At 51.5% G+C, this 456-nt stretch carries 1 rRNA gene; it reads left to right on the top strand.

The features are described 5' to 3' along the window. Positions 1-456 (top strand): 16S ribosomal RNA (locus HMPREF2937_RS13185); the annotation flags it as partial.

Here is a 456-nt window from a genome sequence, read left to right as displayed (position 1 = left end):
AAAGTTGGAAGAGTTGCGAACGGGTGAGTAACGCGTAGGTAACCTGCCTACTAGCGGGGGATAACTATTGGAAACGATAGCTAATACCGCATAACAGCATTTAACCCATGTTAGATGCTTGAAAGGAGCAATTGCTTCACTAGTAGATGGACCTGCGTTGTATTAGCTAGTTGGTGAGGTAACGGCTCACCAAGGCGACGATACATAGCCGACCTGAGAGGGTGATCGGCCACACTGGGACTGAGACACGGCCCAGACTCCTACGGGAGGCAGCAGTAGGGAATCTTCGGCAATGGGGGCAACCCTGACCGAGCAACGCCGCGTGAGTGAAGAAGGTTTTCGGATCGTAAAGCTCTGTTGTAAGAGAAGAACGTGTGTGAGAGTGGAAAGTTCACACAGTGACGGTAACTTACCAGAAAGGGACGGCTAACTACGTGCCAGCAGCCGCGGTAATAC

The organism is Staphylococcus sp. HMSC061G12 (genome assembly GCF_001838465.1).
Classification (GTDB): domain Bacteria; phylum Bacillota; class Bacilli; order Staphylococcales; family Staphylococcaceae; genus Staphylococcus; species Staphylococcus simulans.
Note: the sequence above shows the minus strand (reverse complement) of the source record. Positions and strands in the feature narration are given on the sequence as shown.